We start from the raw sequence: 19,883 nt of genomic DNA, 5'->3' as shown, positions 1-19,883 counted from the left end.
CCTCATTTCCCGACGATCACGCTTTTCGATCGTCGGGAAATCAGGCGCGATGAGCCGACTAACAGGCGGCCGAGCCGCCTCGGCGGAGCCGAGGCAATCAAATACAGCACACGTGCTCCGACCACTCCGGCTCGTGCCACCAGTGCTCGTGGTCGTGCGCGGCGGACGCCAAGGGCGGCAGCGGGGCGCGGCGGGTCGTCGCCTGCGTCGACCGGAACGGCGCGAGCAGGTCGTCCACCTCGTGCACGACGCCGCCGACCAGCACCTTCCGCACGGCCGCCGCCGCGCGGATGTCGGTCAGCGGGTCGCCCGCCACGAGGGACAGGTCGGCGTGCGCGCCGGGTCGCAGGGTCCCGAGCCTGCCCTCCATCCCCAGCCACACCGCCGGGTTGCGGGTCGCCGTCGTCAACGCCTCCAGCGGCGTGAAGCCGAAGGCCACCATCGCCCGCAGGTTCTGGTGCGTCGAGGTGGCGACGGCGTCCAGCGGCGCGTCGGTGCCGCAGATCACCAGCCCGCCCGCGCGGTGCACGCGCAGCACCATGTCCACCCAGCCCGCGAGCACGTCCCGCGACCACGGCGACCCCGGCTTGCCCGCGCCGTTCGCGTCCTCCGCGTACCGCTGGTACTCCCACGGCGGGAACAGGACCCTGGTGCGCTCGTCCTCGACGAGCGACTTGTCGTCGGCGTACAGCGCGCGGGACTGGAACAGCGTCGGGGTCACCGACATGCCGGACTTCCCGAACAGCTCGACGACGTCCTGGTACGAGCGCCCGGTGCGGCTCACCGTGTGCGAGTAGCCGAGGCGGTTGGTCGCGCCGACGTGCTCCATGCCGTCCATGCCGAGGTTCGCCGCCGGGTAGAGGTAGTGCGACGTCAGGCGCAGCCGCGCGCGGTGCGCGGCCGACACGGTCTCCCGCTGGAGTTCCACCGGCAGCCGCACGTAGGTCTTGACCAGGTCGTAGTCGAGTTCCAACGCGCGCTTCAGCTCCAGGTCGAGCTGCTCGCGCGACAGCGTGGGGCGCATGAAGTTGTAGTAGACGCGGGAACCGTCGATCGCCTCGCCGGTGCCGAACAGCCGCGGTCCCACCAGGGCGCCGGACGCCAGCGCCTCCCTCGTCTCGACCATCTGGTAGACCGGGTCGCCCGGTGAGCGCGTGGTCGTGATGCCGTAGGCCAGCCACACCCGGCCCTGCCGCGCGCCCCAGTGCCTGCCGCGCAGGTGCCAGTGGTTGTGCGCGTCGATCAGCCCCGGCAGGGCGAACAGGTCGCGCGCGTCGACCACCCGGTCACCCGCCGACGCCCGGTGCGGCCGGATCTCGCGGACCCGGCCCTCCTCCACGACGATGTCGACGTCGTGCCGCACGCGGTCGGACTCGCCGTCCCACGCCGCGCCCGCGTGGACGATCGTGCGCCGCGGCGCCTTCGGCCTGCGCCAGGTGAAGTCGAGGCGGATCGTCCGGGCGCCGCCGCCGTCCAGCGCGACCCGGCGCAACCTGCCGTTGCACAGGTGGACCAGCTCGTCCGGGCCGCGCCACGCCAGGGAGTCGGTGACCTCGCGGGTCACCTGGCGCGGGTCGCCGAGGAACCGGCCGGACGCGTCGACCGCGACGACCCAGGCGACGCTCTCCACCACGAACGCCAGGTGCCGCCCGTCCGGCGACCAGACCGGCCCGTCGTCGCCCCTGGTCGCGATCGAGCGGAACGGCAGCGGCTCGGTGTAGCGCAGCTCGCCGCTGGTCAGGTCGACGGTGAGGACCTGGCTGGTGCCCTCGCGGAACCGGCGGGAGAACGGCTTGACGGCGGCCAGCGCGAGGACGTTGCCGTCGGCCGACCAGGTGGGGCGACCCGGCTGGAACAGCGTCGGCGTCACCTGCCGGTGGTCGCCCGTCGTCACGTCGAGCACCCACACCGCGCCGTCCTGGTCGACGTAGGCGATCCGCCGGCCGTCGGGCGCGAACCGCGGTGTCGTCTGCGAGCCGGGCGACGGGCTCAGCACCCGCTCCTCCCCCGTGGCCAGGTCGCGCAGCCACAGCGCGGGCGTGCCGGTGCGGTCGCTGGAGTACACGATCGACCGCCCGTCCGGGGAGAAGTCCGGGTCGGAGTCGAAGTACGCGCCGTCGGTGAGCTTGCGCGGCCGGCCGCCCGTGATCGGCACGAGGTGGACGGCGTTGAGCGCGCGGAACGCGATCAGCCCGCCGTCCGGCGACACGACCGGCCCGGCGATGCCGTGCACCGGCGCGGGCCCGGTGGTCGGGTCGGGGCGGCGTCGGGGCGGCACGGGCGCGGCGACCGGCACGACGGCCTCGAACGGGATGTCGCGCGTCACGCCTTCGGCATCCCGCCGGCGGATGCGCCCGTCCGCGGTGTAGAGGGCCGTGCCGCCGATCCACGTGGCGGCGAACCCGAAGACGTCCTCGCCCTCGGTCAGCGGGCGGTCGCCGAGCACGAGGTCGGCGCGGGCGCCTCGGACGAGGGTGTAGCTGGGCGTGCCGCCCGGTCCGAACGCCGCGCCGTGGACGCGGCCGTCGGCGGGCGCGGTCACCAGCCGGACCCGCTCGCCGGTCGCGACCGTGACCACGTCCACGGCGGTCTCGTTGGCGGTGAAGACGATCCGCTGCCCGTCCGCGGACCAGCGCGGCGCGGCGGCCTCGTCCGACCCGCCGGTGAGGGCGGTGACCTCGCCGGACGCGACGTCGAGCAGCCAGACCCAGTACGCGCCGCCGCGGTCGCCGGTGAACGCGATGCGCGTGCCGTCCGGCGAGAACACCGGCTCGCGGTGGTCGTACCGGCCGCTGGTCAACCGGCGCGGCTCGCCGCCCGCCGCGTCGACGAGGTAGAGGTGGAAGTTGCCGTCCCGGTAGGACTGGAACACGATCGAACGCCCGTCGGGCGACCACGACGGCAGCGTGGCGTCCTGGAGGTCGTCGGTCAGCCTGCGTGCCGCGCCACCCTCGGCAGGCAGCACCCAGATGGCGGTGACCAGGTCCGTCGCGAGCCACTTGCCGTCCGGCGACAGCGCGACGGAGATGTTCGTGCCCTCGCGCAGCCGCACCCGCCGGTCGGGCCGGTCGGCGTGCGCGGCGGTCGCTCCCGCCACACCCGCCGCTCCCGCCACACCCAGCGCGGCGGCCACCTGGCCGCTGCGCAGCAACAGATCCCGGCGCGACAAATCCTGCGGTGCCATGCGATCGCTCCCCCGGAAGGCAACTCGGCGCGTTCTCCTGGTCACAGCCTGCCACTCGCGGGGGCTCCGGGACAGTGGCAGCGCGTCGGCGAAGCGGCGTGTCCCACCCTGCGAAATGAGACACCACCACACGGCGTGGTTGCCCGCTCCAGTCCATTGTGGACACAGTTCCGATCGCGAGGGCGGTCCGGTGCCGGGTCGGTGCGGCCGACGCCGGAGTAGCGCTGCGTCGGTTCGGCCATCAGCCACGCCGTGAAGCGGGCCGCACCGGCAGGGCACGTGTGGATGCCGTCCGCGCCGCGGTCGGCCTCGCCGTCGCGTTCGCGCTGTCGCGTTCGCGCTGTCGCGTTCGCGCTGGTGCGCGGCGCCCCACACGACCGCGCTGTCGAGGAGCACGGCGTGCCCGGCCGACTGGTCGACCACGTCCTTCGCCGCCGCTGCGGTTTCCCGCAGCTCGTCCGGGTGCGGCGTGGAACTCGTCCGGAGCGAGGACGACCCGGCGGTCGACGCGCCGCGCGCGAGCGGCAGCACCAGCAGCGGCCACACGGCGCAGCACTGCTCCTCCACCGCGATGCTCCACAGGTGGGCAGGCCCGTCGCAGGCCCCCTCCCGCGAGTCACCCGCGCGACGCCGGGAACGCCTCGACCTCCCGGCCAACCCGACCCCTCCAGCCTCAGCGCCTCCCGGCCCGCGTCGAGCCGGGGTCTCCAGGACGGGCGCGCCGACCACCGGCCGAAGACCGTCCGATGTGGACGGCAGCCGCACCGCGACGCCGTGGCCGCCCGTGACGGCGCGGTGCAGCTCGGGTGCCACCGCGTCGAGGTCGGGCCCGGCGCGGGACGCCAGGTCCCGGTACGTCACGGCACCTACCCGATCGACCGCGTGCCGGACCGCTCACCGTCGCTCGCACCGGGCCGGACCGCCGCCGGCGGCCGACCGCGCCGGAGGGGAGTCAGGGGATGAGCACCGGGCACGCCGAGTGGTAGAGCGCGGTGCGCGCCATCCGCCCGAGGCCGCCGGCGGGACCTCGGCCCACCACCACCAGGTCGCTGACCGGCGCGGCCAGCACGTCGTGCGGCTCGCGCCCGTCCAGCACCACGGCCGGCGTCAGGTCGGCCGCCACCACCTCCAGGAACGCGAGCGCCCGGCGCAGCGGCGCGTCGTCCGGTTCGGCCGACTCCGCGACGCCGCCGAAGTTGTGGTGCACGTGCAGCACCCGCAGCCGCGCGCCGCTCGCCCGGCAGAACGCCGCCGCGGCCGACAGCACCCCGGTGTCGGCCGCCCCGCCCACCGCGGCCGTCACGACGCCCGTGCGCGGCTCCGGCAGGCCGCGCACGACGACCAGCGCGCGCTCCGGGTTCTCGGCCGCCGCCGCGTACCCGCGCGGGCGGAACGGCTCGCCGTGCGGGCCGACGACCAGCATCGCGCAGTCCACCGTGCGCAACTCCTCCGGTGGCACGGACACCAGTTCGACGCCCATGACCGCCGCGTACCGCTCGGCCCACGCCGCCGCGCGGCGCGTGGCCGGTGTGCCGTCCTCCCCGACCGCGACCGCACGGGTGGTGCGCCGGGCCCCCCTCTGCCGTGGGAGCCACCCGACCGGTTCCGCCGCGATCACTTTGGACATGGTTCGCCTCGCCCGACTACTCCGACTGGTCTACCCGCCACTGTGGGCGCTGCCGGCGCGCCGCGCCAGACCAGCGGCCCCGCCGGAACCCTTTCGTGGCCTCTGAATCGGACCGGACACGGATCGTGCAGGGCCGGGTCCGGCGACCGGTCCGCCGTCCGGATCGAACACCTCCGAACACCTGTCGCACACGCGTTCGCGATCCGTGCGGGCATGCGCGGCGGAACCGAACGCACCCGAACACCCTCGGCGCGGGAGTGGGCGTTCGGCGGCACCGCGCGGCGCGTGCCGGCCGGCGCGGCGCGGCGGTCCACGGCGGACTTCGCCGTTTGGTCGGGGTGGTGCGGGGAATCTTCGTTCCATGTGGCTGTGGAGACCGCCAGGGGTGTACCGCCCGCAGGAAGACACGTGGCTGGTGGCGGAAGCCCTCGCCGTGGCCGGCGTGCCACGCGGCGCACGGGTGCTGGACGCCTGCGCGGGCACCGGCGCGCTCGGTGTCGCGGCGGGGCTGGCCGGCGCGGGCGAGGTGACCGCCGTGGACCGGAGCCGCCGGGCCGTGCTCTCGGCCTGGTTCAACGGTCGCGTCCGCGGGCTGCCCGTGCGGGCCCGGCGCGGGGACTTCGGCGACCTGGTCGGCGCGGGCCGGTTCGACGTGGTGCTGGCCAACCCGCCGTACGTGCCGGCGGACGACACGGCCGACCGCGGCGCCGCCAGGGCGTGGGACGCCGGGCCGCGAGGGAGGTCCGTACTGGACCGGTTGTGCGCGGTGCTGCCGCTGCTGCTGGCCGACCAGGGCATGGCGCTGGTCGTGCACTCCACGATGTGCCGCGAGGACGTGACGCTGCGCCAGTTGCGCGGTGCCGGGCTCAAGGCGTCGGTGGTCGCGCGGCGGAGCGTCCGGTTCGGACCCGTGCTGCGCTCCCGCCTGGACTGGTTGCGGGCGCGCGGGTTCGTCCAGGCCGGGCAGGATCACGAGGAACTGGTGGTGGTCCGTGCCGACGCCGAGTGAGGACCGCCGCCGGATCACCCCGGTGCCCGGCGGCCCGCTGCTGGTCGAGGGACCGGTGGAGATCGTCCAAGAGGACGGGACGACCGTCACCTCCGACCGGTTCGTGGTCGCGGTGTGCGTGTGCCGGCGCAGCAAGCGCTACCCGTGGTGCGACACGAGCCACCGCAAGCGCCGACGCTGACCATCGCGCCGACCCATCCCGCCGACCCGACATCCCGCCGACGGCGGCCATGACCGGACGCCACCGCGAGCGCCGACGCCCACGGGGCCGCAAGCGCCGTTCCCCGCTGTCGTCCCCGGCCTTCGCCTTCGTCGCGTCGTCGGAGTGGCTGGGCTCGTCAGAGTGGCCGGAGGAGGCTGCTCTCGCCGTTCTTCCACGCGCCCAGCAGGTGGTCGCCCAGCCGCTGCTCCAGCAGCTCGGTCGCCCGCACGCCGAACACCACGGCGTCGGCCGTCTCCGGCTCCCGCGCCACCAGGTCGCCGACGACGTCGTGGCGCATCACCTGCTCGTGCACCGCGTCCGCCTCGATGTGCTCGGTGAAGAACTCGACGCAGTCCGGGTGCGCGGCCATCCGCTCCAGCGCCTTCGCCATCCGGGCGGCGCTGGGCGCGGTGGTGATCTCCGCGGCGGCGAAGTGGCCCACCAGCGCACCGCGCAGCCCCTGGTGCAGGCCGCACAGCGACATCAGGTTGACCGTTGCGAGCATCGGCGCGGGCACGTGCTCCAGGTAGTGCAGGTAGCCCGTCTCCAGGCCCGCGCCGGCCAGCAGGCGCGCGTACAGCTGGGAGTGCATCCGCTCGCCGCGCCCGCCGCCGTACTCGTCGAACTCCACGGCCACCAGCGCGGCCTTCGCCGTCCCGCGCAGCCGCGGGATCGCCCACGCGTGCGGGTCGGCCTCCTTGAGGTGGTAGACGGACCGGTGGACCAGGTACTCCCGCATCTGCCACCACTCGCCGCCGTCGCGCAGGTGGTGGCTCACGCCCGTGCCGTCGACCGGCTCCACCAGCAGTTCGGCCAGGACGTCGTCGACGCCCGGCCGACCGGGCAGGTCGGCGTGCAGCGCGTCCAGGAACACCCGTTCCAGCACGGCGCGCAGGCGCAGCAGGTCCGGTTCCCACTCCCAGTCCGGCGAGACGCCGCGGAAGCCCCGGTAGTGCAGCTCGTAGCAGACCTGGAGGGCCAGGTGGAGGTCTTCGCCGTACGGGTCGGCGTCCCGCGCCCGCGCCGTCGGCAGGGCCGCGGGCGGCGGATCGGTCCGCAGCGCCTCCACGACGGCGGCGGACACGGGTCCGCGCGGCGCGGGCAGGGTGGGCGTTTCGAGGCCCGGCATGTGCGTCACCGTCGCGGGTTACCCCCGTCCGGCGCGCTGATGCACGCGGCGGCCAACGCGTCGACCACCGCCACCGGGCCGCCGTCGGCCGCGCGGCGCTGCCGGTCCGCGCCGGTGCCGCCCGCCACCACCGACCACACCGGGCCGTCGTACGACACGTGCTCGACCAGCCGCCGCAGCAGGTCCGCGGCGGGCACCGGGACGCCGCGCCACGGGTCGACGCCGGGACCGCCCAGGCCGTGCCGGGCCGCCGACCACACGGCCGCGGCCAGCACCTGGTCGTCGAGCGCAGGGGCCTCGCGCCCGGCCGCGAGGTCGGCGAGCGCCGCGTCCACCAGCGCCCGCGTCAGCCCCGCCTGGAGCACGGCGTCCGCCGCGGTGACCGCCGCGTCGGCGGCCCGCACCTCGACCGTCGGGTACCGCGGCGACGGGCGGGCCAGCCAGAACGTCATCGCCTCGTCGACCAGGACGCCGCACTCCGCGAGCCGCGCCACCGCCGCGTCGTGCTCGGCCGCCGACCCGAACCTCGGCGGGACCCCGGAACCGGGGAACCTCGCCTGCTCGACCATCCGCCAGCTGCCGAAGCCCGTGTCCCGGCCGGCCGCGAACGGCGAGTTGACCGACAGCGCGAGCAGGGTCGGCAGCCACGGACGGAGGTGGTTGACCACGGCGACCGCCGTGTCGCGGTCCGGCACGCCGACGTGGACGTGGCACCCGCAGCACTGGTAGTCGGCGACCTGGCCGCCGTAGAGGGCGGAGATCCGGGTGAAGCGGTCGCCCTCGGCGAGCGGCGGCACCGGCCCGGCGAGGACGGGCGTCCCGGAGGGGACCACCAGCGCGCCCTCCGCGCCGGCCGCCGCCACCAGCGCCCGGCGGCCGGCCAGCAGCTGCCCGTGCAGCTCGTCGAGGTCCGTGCACACCCCGCTGGCGAACTCGACCTGCGTGGTCAGCAGCTCGCGGTCGACCTTCGCGCCCGCCGGCAGGGCGGGCGTCCGCGCGAGCACGTCGGCCGCTCGCGCGGCGGTCTGCCGGGTGGTCGCGTCCACCAGCAGGAACTCCTCTTCGACGCCGACGGTCGTCGTGCTCTGCGACGGGGTGGCGGCGGCGGTCGTCCGGGCTGTCATGCCGGTACTGTTCCCCGATCCCCGGCGCGGTGCACCCGTCCACCGCGGGCGTCCGGGCGGAAGCGGTGGGCGGTCGGACGCGCTCCCCACCCGGACCGCCGCGCATGCGCGGTGCAGGTGCCCTCCGTGCACGCGATACGAGTGCACGGTCCTGAACGGCGCTCCTGTCACGGTGTGTGTTCCTTCGCCCCGTGCCGCGGCGCGGGCGGTGTGCCCCTGACCTGCGAACGTTTACGCCACTACACCGGCCGAGTCCCGACCGGCGTCACCGAATTAGGGATTCAACGAGCGCACTATCACTGCATTCCGTGTCGAGAACCCTGGACACGCCCTCGAAGGTATGAATCGGAAACACGATCGAAGACCTCGTGATGCACAAGTTCGGCGGATGAGGCGACGATGTGACGGCATGGCCAAAATCTCAAGGAGGAACCCATGCGCAACATCTGCCGCTTGATTGCCGCCGGCACGCTCACCGCACCCATTCTGCTCGGCGCGGCCAGCCTGGCCTACGCCGCCGAGACCGAATTCGATCACGAAGCCGCTGCCGCGGGCCAGCACGGCTCGATCGCCCACGAGGTGCACTCGGGCGCCGACGGCGACGGCAACGCCTACTTCAGCGAGGAGTGGGCGATCGCCACCGACCAGGGCGCCGCCGCCAGCGACACATCGTCGTCCGCGAACGCCGACGACGACTGGGACGACGACTGGGACAACGGCTGGGATGACGACAACGGCGACGACTGGGACGACGACAACGGTGACGACAACGGGGACGCCGACTACAACGGCGGCCACGACGGTTGGGACTGGGACGACGACCCGAGCGCCAGCTTCGAGCAGGAGATCGCGTTCGCCGGCCCGGATGGCGCGTTCGCCTCGGACACCGAATCCCACGCCGAGGGCTGAGCCCAGCAGTTCATCGGCAGTCGTAATGACGCAAGACGGTACCCAGTGAGATGACGATCCGCCGCGTGCACCGGACAATCCCGGCGCACGCGGCGGATCGGCACGTCGGGGCCGATTCTCGGCCGCGCACGGTGGAGTAGGTGGAATTTCCTTATTGAAGGCCGGTTGGATCGAGGCCGTCAGGCGATCGCGAGGCCGCCGTCCACCATGAGCGTCACACCGGTGACGTAAGCCGCCCGCGACGACGCCAGGAACAGCACCGCCTCCGCGATCTCCCCCGGCTCGGCCACCCGACCCAGCAGGCTGGCCTCGGCCTGCTGCCTGGCGACGTCGGCGGTGGTCGCCAGCACGGTGTCGGTCAGCGTCGGGCCGGGCGCCACGGCGTTCACCCGCACACCACCGCCGCCGAACTCGGCGGCCCACGTGCGGGTCAGCGACTCCAGCGCCGCCTTGGTCGCGCTGTACACGGCCGCGCCGGGCAGGCCGATCGCGGTGACCACGGTGGAGATGTTGACGATGCTGCCGCCACCCTTCGCGACCATGCGCGGCGCGAGCGCGGCGGTGAGGAAGAACGGCGCGCGCACGTTCACGTCGAACAACCGCTCGTAGGGCTCCAACTCCTGGTCGGCGGTCGGCGCGAACGGGAAGATGCCGGCGTTGTTGACCAGCACGTCGACCTCCCCCACCGCGTCGGCCAGCCGCCGCACGGACGCGAGGTCCGCCAGGTCGGCCGCCACGAACCGCGCCTGCCCGCCGTCCGCTTCGATCGCGGCGACGGTCTCCGCGCCGCGCTCGGCGTCGCGGCCCGACACGACGACCTCCGCGCCGGCCGCCGCGAGCAGCCGGGCGGTCTCCCGCCCGATGCCCGTCGTGCTGCCGGTGACCAGCGCGACCTGCTTGTCCAGCTCCCGGTTCACCCGGAACCCCCTTGTTCGACGTTCGTCGTATGACGAACTTGAACCTAGCCGCAGGGACCCATAGTTCGCAAATCTACGAACTGTGTTGAATGCTGTGTCCGATTGCCGCCTCGGCTCCGCCGAGGCGGGCTCGGCCGCCAGAAGTCGGCCCATCACGCCTGATTCCCCGCTGTGTTGAATTGCCGCTGCTCCGCAGACGGCAGGCTCGGCCGCCAGAAGTCGGCCCATCACGCCTGATTCCCCGCCGATCGAAGAGCGTGATCGGCGGGGAATCGGGCGTGACAGGCCGACGCGGCCTCGCGGACCGGGTGGCGGAGGGAGGGGGCGGCACGGGGTTACCACTGTCCGAAGTGGACGGATTCCTCGAAGCGCTTGCGGCGGCGGGTCCACGCCGAGGTGTCCTGTGGGCCCGGTGCTTCCGCGCTGTGGCCGATCGCGACGGCGCCGATCGGCACGTGGGTCGCGGGCACGCCGAACTCCGCCCGGAGCCGGTCGAAGTCCTCCGCGGCGATGCCGAAGTACACCGCGCCGAGCCCCTCGTCCACGGCGGTCTGGAGGATCAGCAGCACGGCCATCCCGGTGTCGATGTGCCAGAACGGCACCGGCCACCGGTCCTCGCTGCGGTCGGTCCACCCCTTGTCCGGCTCGGCGTACCGGTCCAGGTAGGCGTCCTTCACCGCGAACGCGACCACGAGCACCGGGGCGGCCCGCACCGACTCCGCCGCCCAGAGCTGGACCAGCCCGTAGAACCGCGCGCGGTCCGCGCCCCGCAGCACCAGGAACTCCTGGCCCTGGGAGAAACCCGCCGACGGCCCGCGCAGCGCGTTGTGCATGATCCGCCGCAGGCTCTCCTCGGACACCGGCTCGTCGCTGAACTCGCGCACCATGCGCCTGCGGCGCACCACGTCCTGGAACTCCACGCCATCTCCATCCGGTCGGTCGGCCCGGCTGCGACGAGCGCGGTGCGGTGCGCCGGGCCGCGTGGCGCACCGCGCCCGCTCACCCCGCGCGGAGGACGACCGGCAGGGTGTCGTGGCCGTTGGAGATGAAGGAGCGCACCGGCCGCAGCCGGTCGGCGGGCACGGCGAGCGCCAGGTCCGGGAAGCGGGCGAACAGCGCGGGCAGCGCCACCTCCGCCTCCAGGTGCACCAGCGGCGCGCCGAGGCAGAAGTGCGCGCCGTGCCCGAACGCGAGGTGCGTCTTGTCCTCGCGGGTGATGTCGAACCGGTCCGCGGTGGGCCCGTGGAAGTCCGGGTCGCGGCCGGCCGCGCCGTAGGAGGCGATGATGGCCTCGCCCCGCCGGATCAGGACCCCGTTGACGGCGATGTCGTCGACGGCGTACCGCAGCGGCAGGTTCGCCACCGGCGCCTGCCAGCGCAGCACCTCGTGGACGGCGTCGGACCAGCTCCGCTCGCCCGCCAGCACGAGGCGCAGCTGGTCGGGGTGGGCCAGCAGGGCGGTGATGGCGTGGTCGAGCAGGTTGACCGTCGTCTCGTGCCCCGCCGAGATCAGCAGGATGACGGTGTCGACCAGCTCCTCCTCGGACAGCCGCGACGCCTGCTCGTCGCAGGCGGCGATCAGGCCGGACGTGACGTCGTCCGCCGGCTGCCGCCGCCGGAGCGCGACCAGCTCGCTCACCATCCGGTAGATGTCCTGCCGGTTCGCCAGCGCCTCCGCCGGCGTGATGGCCGTGTCGAAGATCAGGTCGACGGCCCGGCGCAGGCCCGGCCGGATGTCGTCGGGCACGCCGATCAGCCGGCAGACCACCTCGATCGGCAGCGGGTAGGCGAACGCCGCCCGCAGGTCCACCCGCGGCGGCCCGGCGTCGAGGTCGTCGAGCAGCCCGGCGGTGATCGCCTCCACGGTCGGGCGCAGCGCCTCGATCCGCCGGGGTGTGAACGCCTTGGACACCAGCGACCTCAGCCGCCGGTGCTCGTCGCCGTAGGCGGTGAACATGTTCCGCACGGAGACCCACAGGTGCAGCGGCCAGTCCTCGGGGATGCCGCCCTGCCGCCACACCGGCCAGTGCCGCCGGGGGTCCTTGGACACCCGCGCGTCCCCGAGCAGCCGCTTGAGCACGTCGATCCGGTTGATCGACCACGCCACCACCCCGCCGGGCAGCTCGACGCGCGTCATTGCGCCGCGCGCCCTCAGCAGGGCCCCTTCACCGTGGATGTCGCGACCGGTGGTGTCGAGCACGAACGGGTCCGCAGCCATGCACTCATCGTGACCCCTTGCGCACAGCCGGTACAAGACCCGTTGTGGGGCATACCGGGACGAGCCCCCGTTCGGGGGTACCGGGCCCGGCGGTGGGTCGAGCGACGGGCGGTGCGGGCGACCTGCGCCCACACCGCCCGCTGCCCTGTGCTCCGCTACTCGTGCCGCACCGAGCGCCGCCCGCTCACGTCCCGGCGAGCGCGGGCGCGCCGAAGACGCCGCGCTCGTCCACGGGGCCGGCGACCGGCGCGGGACGGCCGGCCCAGAACCGCTCGACGGCGGCGAGCTCCTGCGCGTTGGGCTGGGCGTTGTCGCACCGCCCGCCGGCCATCACCTTGTCGCAGTTGCCGATGTCCGGCGGGTGGTTCAGCCCCAGGATGTGGCCGAACTCGTGCACGACGACCCGCAGCGGTCCCGCGCCGGACTGCTTGATCTGGTTCCGGTAGAAGTTGATCGTGCCCCTGGTGCACCCGACGCAACTGGCCGTGCCCGGCGCCGAACCGTTCTCGGACGTCACCACCGTGATGCCGCCCGAGCCCTTGACGAGCCGGACCGTCGTGACGCCCGAGTTCCAGATCTCGGCGGCCTGGTCGACCAGGGGCGCCAGCTCGGCCGCCCGGCCGGAGTTGTAGTAGATGGTGCGCGCCGCGTCCTCGCGCGGCAGCGCGGACGCCGCGGTGGGGGCGCCGACCAGGGCGATCGCGGCGAGCACGCCGACGATCCCCGCCAATGTCGCTCGGAACAACGTCGCTCGGAACAACGCAGCCGCTCCATTTCCCGTGCGCGCCGCCGGAACACCGGACAGCCGCCGAACCGCCGGACGGGCCCGCCGCCCCGGTTCGGGCGCGGGCCTGGACTTCACCCGAAGGTAGCGCCCGGCGACCCGCCCGGACCAGATAACACCTGCGCATAACTCCGCGAACGGCGCGGTTCCGGGCGCACCGCGCCCGTCGGCGGGCCGTCGGTCGGCGGGCCGTCGGTCGACGCGCCGCCGGCGGCCCGCGCCATCGGCACCGGTCGGCGCCGTCAGCCCGGTCAGCCCTGTGCAGGGCCGCCGAGCCCGGCGAGGAACCGCGTCACGGCCGTCGCCCAGCCGTCGGGGTCCTCGGCCGCGATCGCGTGGCCGCAGTCGAGCGTCACGAGCGTCGCGCCGGGGATGCCCGCGGCCAGCCGCGCCGAGTGCGCCGGCCGCACCAGGACGTCCGCGCGTGCGGCGACGACGAGCGTCGGCGCGGTGATGGAGGGCAGGTCGGCGCGCACGTCCACGTCCCGCAGCAGGGCCAGCTGGTCGTCGACGCCCGGTGGCGCGGTCGCGGCGAACGACGTCAGCTGCGCGGCCAGTGCCGCGGGCGGGCGGCTCGCGACCCAGTCGGGCGAGTTCACCACCAGCGTCAGGTAGGCGGCGAGCGTGCGCGGCCGGTCGGCGAGCGCGCGCCACACGTCGACCGCCAGCCGCAGCCGGGCGTCCGGGTGCGCGAGCCCGGCGCTGAGCACGAGCGCCGTCACGCGGTCGGGGTGGCGGGTGGCCGCGCGGACCGCGACCGCCGTGCCCATCGAGAAGCCGAGCAGGGCGAACCGGTCCGCGCCCGCCGCGTCCGCCGCCGCGACGACGTGGTCGGCGAGCCCGTCCAGGGTCAGCGGCGCTCGCGGGTTCGCGCCTGAGCCGGGGTAGTCCGCCCCGATCACGCGGTGCGCGCGGGCGAGCCGGTCGATGACCGGGCCGAAGCTGTCGTCGAGGTCGCTGCCCGCGCCGTGGGCGAGCACGAGCGCCGGGCCCGAGCCGGTGACGAGTGGTTCTCGCGGTGTTCTCACGGCCGCCACGCTAGGCATCCCGGACCGCGTTTCCGGCGTGGTCCGCCGAGGACTGCCAATGCTGGTAGCGCGGCCTACCAGGTCGGGTAGTGCCGCGTCGTCCGGCCGGCTGTCAGGGGGCTTCCGGGGTGTTCCGCCGCTGCGCCGCGCGCAGCAGTTCGATCCGCGACCGCACGCCGTACGCCTGGTAGAGCCGACGCAGGTGGTAGTTGACGGTGTGCGGCGACAGGCCGAGGCGTCGGGCGATCTGCTGGTTGGTCAGCCCCTGCGCCACGAGGCGCACGACGTCGCGCCGACGGCCGTCGAGGTCGTCGTCGGCGGTGGGCCGCGCCGGCACCTGCCCCGGCGACCGGTCGGACCGCGCCCGGATGGCCGCGACCTCGCGCCGCAGCTCGCGGCGCAGCGTGAGCGGCACCGACTCGGCGATCAGGCGGCGCGTCAGCTCGTTGCGGAACGCGGTGCGCTCGCCGTCGCTGATCACCGCGCCGACCGCGCACGCCTCGTCCAGCGCCGGGATCAGCCCGGCCGAGGAGGTGCCGAGCAGCGGCGCCAGTTCGCCGTAGACGACCTCGTCGCCCAGCACGGCGGCGACGCGGAGCAGGTTGCGGCACTCGGCGGAGTAGGTGTGCAGGGTCGACGCCGTCAGCGTCGTCAACCGCGCGGGCAGGCCCTCGCGCACGAGGCGGGCCCGACCGGCGGTGATCCGCAGGGCGTCGTCCTCGCGCAGGCCGAGGACCAGTTCGACCACCAGGCCGGGGTGGCCGCCGGCGGAGGCCACCAGCCGGGTCAGCGGCGCGTCGGGCACCGCGCCGAGGAGGTCGGTCGCGAGGTCGACGGACGCGGCGGCGGTCAGCGGCGGCAGCGCGACGATCGCGGTCCGGCCGGGCAGCGCCGGGGGCAGCACGTCCGCCGGCCGCGGACCGGTCGCGGTGCGGCGCGCGACCAACCACACCCCGCGCGCCGCCGTGCCGTCGTGCGGCCCGGCCACGGCGTCGTCGGCCAGCAGCTCGGCGACGGCGCGCTCGTCGAGCAGGTGCGCGTCGTCCAGCACGTGCAGCGCGGGCCGGCCGTCGGTGACCGGTTCCGGGCACGCGCGGCCCAGGCCGACCCGCCGCACGGCGTACCCGAGGCCGGCGGCGATCCGCTCGCCCTCCCGCAGGAGCCGGGACTTGCCCACGCCGGGCACGCCGTCGACCAGCACGGTGCCCGTGCCGCGCCCGAGCACGTCGCGCAGCAGCGCCACCTCGGCGGCGCGGCCGTGCAGCGCGGTCGGCGCGCCCGTCCCGCCGGAGGCGTCCGGCGCGGTCGCCGTGGCCGGCGCGGTCGTCCTGCTCGACGTGGCCGGCGCGGTCGTTCTCTTCGGCGTGTTCCTCATCGGGTGGGCCCGCTCCCCCTCCGCGGCGCGCTCGACCCGGCGTCGGCGCGTGCCCACTCTACGAAAGGCGGCCGGACGTGGTGGCCGCGCGCGGCCGGCGCTCAGCCGCCGAGGATGACGTCCGAGCAGGCACGGCGGCGGAGCCTCACGGCGCTCCCCCTCCCGCGGCGGCACGTCGTCCCCACAGAGGTCTAGACCACCGCTCCGGAGGACGCGGCCGTCGCGCTACCGCCGATCGAAGGGCGCCGACGCCCGCCGGGCACCGATGAGTCCACAGTGGACGAAGGCTATCCGGGGTTGCGCGGCGCGCGGGCGAGCGCCTCGTCCACCGACGGGACCACGGTCAGGATGCGGGTGAGCGCGGTCGTCCAGAGCAGCCGGGAGAGCTGGTGCTCGGCGTCGACGACCACGGCGAACTCCCGCCCGTCCTCACCGAGCCGCTGGTGGACCCGGATCAGGGAGGACAGGCCGACCGAGGCGAGCAGGCCCACCTCGTGCAGGTCGACCGCCACCAGCGGGGCGCTGGTCGCCGTGGCCCGCGCCAACCCCTCGTCCAGCGTGGCGACGGTGCCCTGGTCGATGTCGCCACCGACGCGCACCAGCACCGCCTGGCCTTCGGCCAGGGTCTCGACCCGCGTCCACGGGCCCGTCTCGGGGTTCGTCACCGCACCACTTAAGCACGGCCGGGCGGGAGTGGCAGGACGACCCGGACCCGCCGGGGCCCTCCCCCGGCGGGCCGCGCCGGGTGTCGCCGCGTCACCCGAGGTTCGGGGCCAGCCACTGGGCGGCCTCCTCGACCGTCGTGCCGGAGCGTCGCGCGTAGTCGGCCAACTGGTCCTCGCCGATGCGCCCCACCGTGAAGTAGCGGGACGCCGGGTGGGCGAAGACCAGGGCGCTCACGCTCGCCGCCGGGGTGATGGCGAACGACTCGGTGAGGTCCATGCCCACCGACTTGGCGCCCAGCAGCTCGAACACCGCCCGCTTGTGCGTGTGGTCGGGCAGCGCCGGGTAGCCGAACGCGGGCCGGATGCCCCGGAACCGCTCGGCGTGCAGGTCCGCGACGTCGGCCGACGCGCCCGGCTCGAACCACTCGCGGCGCGCGTCCCGGTGGACGTGCTCGGCGAACGCCTCGGCGAGGCGGTCGGCCAGCGCCTTGACCATGATCGCGCGGTAGTCGTCGTGCTCGCGCTCGTACCGGGCGGCCAGCTCGTCCGCGCCGTGGATGGTGACGGCGAACGCGCCGAGGTGGTCGCCCGCCGGCGCCACGTAGTCGGCCAGGCAGCGGTTGGCCCGGCTCTCCGGCTTGACGGTCTGCTGCCGCAGCATGGGCAGCCGCAGCGGACCGGCGTCGGTGTCCAGCACCACGTCGTCGCCCTCGGCCCGCGCCCGCCAGAAGCCGTACACGCCCTCCGGGCGCAGCGACCCGGCGGCGACGATCTCGTCCAGCAGGGCGTTCGCGTCGTCGTACAGCTCGCGCGCCACCGGCTGGTCGAGGATCGCGGGGAACTTGCCCTTCAGCTCCCAGGCCAGGAACAGGAACTGCCAGTCGACCAGCTCCCGCAGCTCCTCCAGCGACGGCCGCGACCCGCGCGTGCCCAGGAACGACGGCGTGGGCAGGTCGTCGAACGACACCCGCTCGCGGTTCGCGCGCGCCTCGGCCAGGGTCAGCAGCGGGCGGCGCTGCTTGGCGGCGTGCTGCTCGCGCAGCTTCTCCTGCTCGGCCCGCGTGGTCTCCGCGAGGTCCTCGGCGCGGCGCGGGTCGAGCAGGTCGGAGACGACGCCGACCACGCGCGACGCGTCGAGCACGTGGACCGTGGTGCCGTCGTAGGCGGGCGCGATGCGCACGGCCGTGTGCTGGCGGGACGTCGTCGCGCCGCCGATCAGCAGCGGCAGCTTGAGCCCGCGCCGCTGCATCTCCGCCGCCACGGACACCATCTCGTCCAGCGACGGCGTGATGAGCCCGGACAGCCCCACGGCGTCGGCCTCCTCCGCCACCGCCGTGTCCAGGATGACCGACGCCGGCACCATCACGCCGAGGTCGACCACCTCGTAGTTGTTGCAGCCCAGGACGACGCCGACGATGTTCTTGCCGATGTCGTGCACGTCGCCCTTGACGGTGGCCAGCACCACCTTCCCGTTGCCGCGCGGCTCGCCGCCGCCGGTCAGGGCCTCCTTCTCGGCCTCCATGTACGGCTCCAGGTAGTTCACCGCGCGCTTCATCACCCGCGCGCTCTTGACCACCTGGGGCAGGAACATCCGGCCGGAGCCGAACAGGTCGCCGACGACCTTCATGCCGTCCATCAGCGGCCCCTCGATGACCTCCAGCGGCCTGGCCGCCGCCGCGCGGGCCTCCTCGACGTCGTCCTCGATGTAGTCGACGATGCCGTGCACGAGGGCGTGCGCCAGCCGCTCGCCGACCGGCGCCTCCCGCCAGGACAGGTCGACGGTGCGGCGCTTGCCCTTGCCGCTGACCGTCTGGGCGAACGCGACGAGCCGGTCGGTGGCGTCCGGTCGGCGGTCGAACAGCACGTCCTCGACCAGTTCCAGCAGGTCGGCCGGGATGTCCTCGTAGACGGCGAGCTGGCCCGCGTTCACGATGCCCATGTCCAGGCCCGCCCGCACGGCGTGCAGCAGGAACACCGAGTGCATCGCCTCGCGGACGGTGTCGTTGCCGCGGAAGGCGAACGAGAGGTTCGAGATGCCGCCGGACAGCAGCGCGCCGGGGCACCGCCGCTTGATCAGCGGCAGCGCCTCGATGAACTCCTTCGCGTAGCCGTTGTGCTCGGCCATGCCGGTGGCGACCGCCAGCACGTTCGGGTCGAACACGATGTCCTCGGCCGGGAAGCCGAGCCGCTCCGTCAGCAGGTCGTACGCCCGCGCGCAGATCTCCACCTTGCGGGCGGCGGTGTCGGCCTGGCCCTGCTCGTCGAACGCCATGACGACGACGCCCGCGCCGTAGTCCCGGATGGTGCGAGCCTGCCGCAGGAAGGTCTCCTCGCCCTCCTTGAGGCTGATCGAGTTGACCACCGCCTTGCCCTGAACGCACTTGAGCCCGGCTTCCAGCACGCTCCAGCGCGAGCTGTCGACCACGATCGGCACGCGGGCGATCTCCGGCTCGGTGGCCACCAGGTTGAGGAAGGTCGTCATCGCCTGCTCGCTGTCGAGCAGGTCGGCGTCCATGTTGACGTCCAGCAGGTTCGCGCCGCCGCGCACCTGCTCCACCGCCACCTCGGTGGCCGCCTGGTGGTCGCCCGCCTCGATCAGCCTGCGGAAGCGCGCGGAGCCGGTGACGTTGGTCCGCTCGCCGATCATGACGAACCCGGTGTCGGCCCCGATCCGGAACGGCTCCAGCCCGCTGAACCGCGGCGTCCGCTCCCGCGGCGACCACGTCCTCGGCGTGACGCCCGCCGCGGCCTCGGCGATGGCCGCCACGTGCGCCGGCGTGGTGCCGCAGCACCCGCCGACGACGTTGACCAGGCCCTCGCCGGCGAACTCCGCGAGCAGGCCGGCCGTCCGCGCCGGGGTCTCGTCGTAGCCGCCGAACGCGTTGGGCAGGCCCGCGTTCGGGTGGCAGGCCGTGTAGGTGTCGGCGAGGCGGGCGAGTTCGGCGACGTGCGGGCGCATCTCCGCCGCGCCGAGCGAGCAGTTGACGCCGACGACCAGCGGCTCGGCGTGCTCGACGGCGGTCCAGAACGCCTCGACGGTCTGCCCGGACAGGGTCCGGCCGCTCAGGTCGACGATCGTCACCGAGATCCACAGCGGCAGGTGCGGCGCGACCTCGCGCGCGGCGGCGACGGCGGCCTTGGCGTTGAGCGTGTCGAAGATCGTCTCGATCAGCAGCAGGTCGACGCCGCCCTCGGCGAGGGCGGCGATCTGCTCGGCGTAGGAGTCGCGGACCTGGTCGAACGACACCGCGCGGTAGGCGGGGTCGTCGACCTTCGGCGACAGCGACAGCGTCACGTTCAGCGGCCCGACCGAGCCGGCCACGAACCGGCCGCCCGCCTCGTCGGCCGCCTGCCTGGCCAGGCGCGCGGCCTCGACGTTCATCTCCCGCACCAGGGACTGGAGGCCGTAGTCGGCCTGCCCGATCCCGGTGGCGGTGAACGTGTTGGTGGTCGTGATGTCCGCGCCCGCGGCGAGGTACCGGCGGTGCACGTCGAGCACGACGTCCGGCCGCGTCAGGTTGAGCAGGTCCGGGTCGCCGGTGACGTCGCGCGGGTGCCCGCGCAGGAAGTCGGCCTGGTAGTCGGCGGGCGCGAGCCCCACCTCCTGGAACATCGTGCCCCAGGCCCCGTCGAGGACGGCGATCCGCTGGTCGAGCACCTCGCGCAGGGCTTCACCCGATCGGCCGCGGGAACCGTGGTCCATGCTCACCCTT

General features: G+C 74.5%; 15 protein-coding genes. 3 read left to right on the top strand and 12 right to left on the bottom strand.

What is annotated here, in order from left to right; genetic code table 11:
* Positions 1 to 97: 97 nt before the first annotated feature.
* A complete protein-coding gene (locus C8E97_RS17020) occupies positions 98 to 3,184 on the bottom strand; it encodes an amidohydrolase family protein (RefSeq protein ID WP_121006616.1) in 3,087 nt (1,028 codons plus the stop codon).
* 952 nt (positions 3,185 to 4,136) lie between these two features.
* Entirely contained in the window at positions 4,137 to 4,811 is a 675-nt protein-coding gene (locus C8E97_RS17010) for an adenine nucleotide alpha hydrolase family protein (RefSeq protein ID WP_147455149.1), read from the bottom strand.
* Between the two features lie 361 nt (positions 4,812 to 5,172).
* Here C8E97_RS17010 and C8E97_RS17005 point away from each other — a divergent pair, with 361 nt between their 5' ends.
* Together C8E97_RS17005 and C8E97_RS17000 are read left to right on the top strand one after the other, a co-directional pair.
* The gene (locus C8E97_RS17005) at positions 5,173 to 5,820 is read left to right on the top strand and encodes a HemK2/MTQ2 family protein methyltransferase (protein ID WP_121006614.1); all 648 of its coding nucleotides are present in this window, start codon (positions 5,173 to 5,175) and stop codon (positions 5,818 to 5,820) included.
* Positions 5,804 to 6,001, top strand: a complete 198-nt coding sequence (locus C8E97_RS17000) for a CDGSH iron-sulfur domain-containing protein (RefSeq protein ID WP_121006613.1) — start codon at positions 5,804 to 5,806, stop codon at positions 5,999 to 6,001. Before C8E97_RS17005 ends, C8E97_RS17000 begins: the two co-directional genes overlap by 17 nt.
* Before the next feature lie 157 nt (positions 6,002 to 6,158).
* Here the strand turns inward: C8E97_RS17000 and C8E97_RS16995 are convergent, their stop codons facing one another.
* Both C8E97_RS16995 and C8E97_RS16990 read right to left on the bottom strand, forming a co-directional pair.
* Positions 6,159 to 7,151 carry an iron-containing redox enzyme family protein gene (locus C8E97_RS16995; protein WP_121011681.1) on the bottom strand — a complete coding sequence of 331 codons (993 nt, stop codon included), beginning with the start codon at positions 7,149 to 7,151 and terminating at the stop codon, positions 6,159 to 6,161.
* Between the two features lie 5 nt (positions 7,152 to 7,156).
* The gene (locus C8E97_RS16990; RefSeq protein WP_121006612.1) at positions 7,157 to 8,275 is read right to left on the bottom strand and encodes a carboxylate-amine ligase; all 1,119 of its coding nucleotides are present in this window, start codon (positions 8,273 to 8,275) and stop codon (positions 7,157 to 7,159) included.
* 435 nt (positions 8,276 to 8,710) lie between these two features.
* Here C8E97_RS16990 and C8E97_RS16985 point away from each other — a divergent pair, with 435 nt between their 5' ends.
* Positions 8,711 to 9,184 carry a hypothetical protein gene (locus C8E97_RS16985; RefSeq protein WP_121006611.1) on the top strand — a complete coding sequence of 158 codons (474 nt, stop codon included), beginning with the start codon at positions 8,711 to 8,713 and terminating at the stop codon, positions 9,182 to 9,184.
* Between the two features lie 179 nt (positions 9,185 to 9,363).
* Here C8E97_RS16985 and C8E97_RS16980 read toward each other — a convergent pair whose 3' ends face one another.
* From C8E97_RS16980 to metH, 8 genes are all read right to left on the bottom strand, one after another.
* Positions 9,364 to 10,101, bottom strand: a complete 738-nt coding sequence (locus tag C8E97_RS16980; RefSeq protein ID WP_246018945.1) for an SDR family NAD(P)-dependent oxidoreductase — start codon at positions 10,099 to 10,101, stop codon at positions 9,364 to 9,366.
* Between the two features lie 335 nt (positions 10,102 to 10,436).
* On the bottom strand, positions 10,437 to 11,021 hold the full coding sequence (locus C8E97_RS16975) for a nitroreductase family protein (RefSeq protein ID WP_121006610.1): 585 nt from the start codon (positions 11,019 to 11,021) through the stop codon (positions 10,437 to 10,439).
* A gap of 79 nt (positions 11,022 to 11,100) precedes the next feature.
* Positions 11,101 to 12,318: a cytochrome P450 family protein gene (locus tag C8E97_RS16970; RefSeq protein ID WP_121006609.1), complete on the bottom strand. Its 1,218-nt coding sequence runs from the start codon at positions 12,316 to 12,318 to the stop codon at positions 11,101 to 11,103.
* Between the two features lie 184 nt (positions 12,319 to 12,502).
* Positions 12,503 to 13,048: a snapalysin family zinc-dependent metalloprotease gene (locus C8E97_RS34645; RefSeq protein ID WP_170211887.1), complete on the bottom strand. Its 546-nt coding sequence runs from the start codon at positions 13,046 to 13,048 to the stop codon at positions 12,503 to 12,505.
* Positions 13,049 to 13,353: 305 nt separating this feature from the next.
* Positions 13,354 to 14,130, bottom strand: coding sequence for an alpha/beta fold hydrolase (locus tag C8E97_RS16960; protein ID WP_246018944.1), 777 nt, complete (start codon positions 14,128 to 14,130; stop codon positions 13,354 to 13,356).
* A gap of 112 nt (positions 14,131 to 14,242) precedes the next feature.
* Positions 14,243 to 15,505, bottom strand: a complete 1,263-nt coding sequence (locus C8E97_RS35355; protein WP_211347045.1) for a response regulator transcription factor — start codon at positions 15,503 to 15,505, stop codon at positions 14,243 to 14,245.
* A 287-nt stretch (positions 15,506 to 15,792) separates the two neighbouring features.
* Complete coding sequence (locus tag C8E97_RS16950; protein ID WP_121006607.1) at positions 15,793 to 16,170, bottom strand: STAS domain-containing protein; 378 nt, start codon at positions 16,168 to 16,170, stop codon at positions 15,793 to 15,795.
* A 91-nt stretch (positions 16,171 to 16,261) separates the two neighbouring features.
* A complete protein-coding gene (gene metH, locus C8E97_RS16945) occupies positions 16,262 to 19,873 on the bottom strand; it encodes a methionine synthase (protein ID WP_121006606.1) in 3,612 nt (1,203 codons plus the stop codon).
* Positions 19,874 to 19,883: the final 10 nt, after the last annotated feature.

Source organism: Saccharothrix australiensis (assembly GCF_003634935.1).
Lineage (GTDB): Bacteria > Actinomycetota > Actinomycetes > Mycobacteriales > Pseudonocardiaceae > Actinosynnema > Actinosynnema australiense.
The sequence above is the reverse complement of the archived record's forward strand: the minus strand, read 5'-3'. Positions and strand labels throughout refer to the sequence as shown.